Here is a 4,000-nt window from a genome sequence, read left to right as displayed (position 1 = left end):
CTCCATCCACAGGAATTGAAGTGAAGAAGATGAACAATGCTGTAATGAACGCCCTAAAGAAGAAAAAACTAGGAAGCGAAAACATCAAGGCAATGTTTGTACGCATCATTGAAAATGAAATAAAAACTATTGGAGAAGACCTGTACACGGATGGAAAAAAAGTGAACTGTCTTGTGGTAATGGACGAAGCACACCGCTATATTTCCAATGGGAGCTCTGACCCGCAAATAGCCGAGTTGACTACCGAGATAGTGGATTCTGTACGCACGACTCGTAAATACGGAATCGGCTATATGTTTATCACGCAAACGATTGAATCGTTGGACAAGGAGATTTTGCAACAAATCCGCATATTTTCGTTTGGCTATGGACTAACGGTTGGAACCGAGATAAAAACTATAAGTAATCTGTTGAACAATGAGAGCGCGCTTCAATTATACAAATCGTTCATAGACCCAAGTAGTAGCCACACTAAACCAGAACTTCGAAGGTATCCGTTTATGTTTTTCGGCTCGGTATCACCATTGTCGTTTATAGGTGCGCCATTGTTCATCGAGGTCTACAATAACCCCAGTGACTTCCGATAAGACGAGTTTTCGGACAAAATATCTTCCTTTTGAAACGGGCATCCCCGCCGCGCTCAAACAAGGCGAATCCAAAACTACCACTACCCGAATCGGGAATTGAGTAAAAAGGGGTACAAAAAGAACGGGAGTATGCCCGCTCACTATAACAATCCATAACCTGTTATGATTTGATTAAGATAATCAATGCAGACCATAACAATTTTAGTAGCAAGTATTGGTATTTAGTCGTTTTATGCCGTATGACAACAGACGTAGCTCCCTATGACACGTATATGACAGAATCTCTGGTCTGAAAACTGTAAAAAAGCTATACTATAATCGCTGATTCTAACGATAGTTTGGGGATAAAGAACCGCTCGCTGGTAGTCATCCAGTAGGTTCTAATGTCTTCCACTATTCTCCGCAAAGATTTTGAATAAAGCAGAAAATCCATATTGAATTGGAGGCTTTGCGTTTGGGCGGGTTTTTTGCTAAACTTAAAAAATATGGCAGATTGGTTTATTCACGGAATAAAAATACTCTTAATTTTAACAGCGGCTTTTATTGCCGTCCGTTTTCTGTCAGCCTTGGCCGAAAGAATAATTAAGAAGGGGATAAAGGGAAAAGTGAAGAAAGAAGACGAGCAGAGGATAGAAACATTGATGGGAGTTATCGGAGGAACGTTTAAGTTTTTGATTTCAATAATCGCTCTCCTGATGATTCTGCCTGAATTTGGAGTCAACGCGGCCCCGTTTTTGGCCGGAGCGGGATTAATCGGTTTGGCAGTGGGAATGGCATCTAAAGAAATAGTGTCTGATTTTCTGGCCGGCCTTTTTATAATTCTAGAAGACCAATATCGCATTGGCGACAAAGTGGAGGTAGGCGGAAAAGAAGGATCGGTTACGGAGATCAGCTTGAGGCGGACGGTTATCAAAGACAATACCGGAGCAATTCATCTTATTCCCAACAGCCAAATAAAAATAGTCACCAAAAAATCGTAATGCTCAACTCTCCAATAGAAGAGATTAAAAATCGGCTAGACATAGTTGATGTTATTAAGTCTTACATTAAGCTTCAGAAGACCGGGATAAACTATCGCGCCATTTGTCCTTTTCATTCGGAGAAATCGCCGTCTTTTTTTGTTTCTCCTTCTCGCCAACTTTGGAAATGTTTCGGTTGCGGGAAAGGAGGCGACGTTTTTGAATTCGTCAAGGAGGTTGAAGGAATTGAATTCGGAGACGCTTTAAGGTTATTGGCGGCTAAAGCCGGAGTTGAATTAAAAAAACAAAATCCCCAAATTATTTCCCAAAGACAGAGGCTGTATGAAATATGTGAATTGTCCTGCAAGTTTTTTGAAAAACAATTGTGGGAAAGTTCCGCCGGGAAAGAAGCTAAAGACTACCTTCTTTCAAGAAAAATATCAGAAGATTCTTTGAGGAAATGGAGGGTCGGATACTCGCCGGACACTTGGCAGGGCTTGTCTGACTTTCTTTCTTCTTCAGGATACAGCAATTTTGAAATAGAAAAAGCCGGATTGGCCTTGAAGGGGAGGAGGGATTCTTTTTACGACCGATTCAGGGGGAGAATTATCTTTCCAATTTACGATTTAAATTCTCAACCGGTTGGTTTTGGGGGAAGGGTTTTCAAAGAAAAAGACAAGAAGGAATCAGCTAAATATGTTAACATTTCCAATACTCTCCTGTATGATAAAAGCAGAATATTGTACGGTTTGGATAAGGCGAAAGTGGATATCAGAAAAGAAGATTCCTGTATTTTAGTGGAGGGTTATACGGACGTCATTATGGCTCATCAGGCCGGAACTCAAAATGTGGTTGCCACTTCCGGCACAGCTCTGACTCCTTTTCAGCTGAAGATCTTGAAAAGATATACCGAGAATTTAGTTTTGGGTTTTGATATGGATATTGCCGGCGAGACAGCCGCTAAGAGGGGGATAGATCTGGCTCAAAAAGCCGGATTTAATATAAAGGTCATCCGCCTGCCGGAAGGAAAAGACGCAGCGGAAATTATTTCCAAAGACCCTTCTTTGTGGCAGGGGGCGATAAACAGCACGAGATCAATCTACGATTTTTATTTTGAGTCCGCTTTCTCCGGCCGGGATCCCAAAACGCTTGAAGGCAAGAAAGATATTTCAAAAATATTATTGCCGATTTTAAAAAAGATTCCCAACGAAATAGAAAAATCTTTTTGGGTCCAGAAACTCACCAGCAAGCTCGGGGTTAAAGAGAGAGACGTTTTGGAGGAGATGAAAAAGATTAAATTAGAGGAAGAGGCATTGGGAATGGAAATTGAGGAGGAAATGAGCCTTCCTTTAAGATCCAGAAAGGAAATGCTGGAAAGAAAGATTATTATTTTGTTGGCTAAATTTCCTCAAGATGCCGATTTGGCGGAGGAGAAAATAATGCCCTGTTTTTCTCCACGCATAGCGGAAATCATCAATATTTTAAAAAAAGAAAAAGCTCTTAATGTGGAAAATTTTCCTTCAGATCTGACTGATTTCTTAAATTGTGTCTTACTTGAGTCAGAGGAAGAAAATATTGAAAAGGAAGACGCTTCAGCCGAACTTCGGTCCTGCCTTAGGGAAATTTATTGTTTGGAATTGAAAAACAAGCTTGACGCCATTTCCCAGGAAATCAAATGGGCTGAAGAAGAAAATGATTCAGGGAAAATAAAAGAATTGACGGAAAAATTTAATCAATTAACAAAAGAACTACAATGACTTCGACAACAAAAAAAGGAAAAAATTTGAAAAAGAAAAAAGCCGTTAAAAAGGTTGTTAAAAAAACCGTTAAAAAAAATAAGCCAAAGAAGAAAGCGGTTAAGAAGAAAAAAAGAGCGCTCGTTAAGTTGAAAAAGAAAGGAGGCTCGGTTAAGGAAAGAAGGATCAGAAAAGTGGCCGAGAAAAGAGCGGAAATTTCCAGGAGAAGATCCAAATTTTTTCCGGAAGATAAATTTCAGCAGCTTTTGGAGAGGGGCAGGAGCAGGGGATTTGTTACCTCTTCGGAAATTTTGTATTTTTTTCCCAATGTGGAAAAAAACATTGATGGCCTGGAAAGAGTTTATGAAGACTTAGAAAAAGAGGGGATAGAAATAAAAGAAGCCAGAGAGTTTTTATGCGTTGAGGAAAAAAGCAAAAAAGTTAAAAAAATTGGAATTGTTAAAATAGATCCGGTTCAGATTTATTTGAAAGAAATCGGCAAAAGTCCTTTTGTCACCGCTGAAGAAGAAAAAGATCTGGCCAAGAGAATAGAAAATAATGATGAGGAAGCTAAGAAAAGGCTCACTCAAGCCAATTTAAGATTGGTGGTTTCAATTGCCAAGAGATATGTGGGCAGGTCTTCGCATTTAACTCTTTTGGATTTGATTCAGGAGGGAAATCTCGGTTTATTCAGGGCGGTTGAAAAATTTGACTGGAG

At 39.7% G+C, this 4,000-nt stretch carries 3 protein-coding genes and 1 pseudogene (1 of these 4 only partly in view); all 4 read left to right on the top strand.

Going from position 1 to position 4,000, the window contains the following annotated elements; translation table 11 throughout:
• Positions 1–29: 29 nt before the first annotated feature.
• A complete protein-coding gene (locus tag COS96_01390) occupies positions 30–587 on the top strand; it encodes a hypothetical protein (protein PIU43997.1) in 558 nt (185 codons plus the stop codon).
• Positions 588–1,072: 485 nt separating this feature from the next.
• Positions 1,073–1,567 (top strand): hypothetical protein, encoded by a 495-nt coding sequence (locus COS96_01385; GenBank protein ID PIU43996.1) that lies wholly within the window; start codon positions 1,073–1,075, stop codon positions 1,565–1,567.
• Positions 1,567–3,303 (top strand): DNA primase, encoded by a 1,737-nt coding sequence (locus tag COS96_01380; protein PIU43995.1) that lies wholly within the window; start codon positions 1,567–1,569, stop codon positions 3,301–3,303. The genes COS96_01385 and COS96_01380 overlap by 1 nt, the downstream gene beginning before the upstream one ends.
• Positions 3,300–4,000 (top strand): annotated as a pseudogene (locus COS96_01375) (RNA polymerase sigma factor RpoD); it runs 571 nt beyond the window's last position. Before COS96_01380 ends, COS96_01375 begins: the two are co-directional and overlap by 4 nt.

This window comes from Candidatus Nealsonbacteria bacterium CG07_land_8_20_14_0_80_39_13, from assembly GCA_002779355.1.
Lineage (GTDB): Bacteria > Patescibacteriota > Minisyncoccia > Minisyncoccales.
This window is presented reverse-complemented; position numbering and strand designations above follow the sequence as displayed.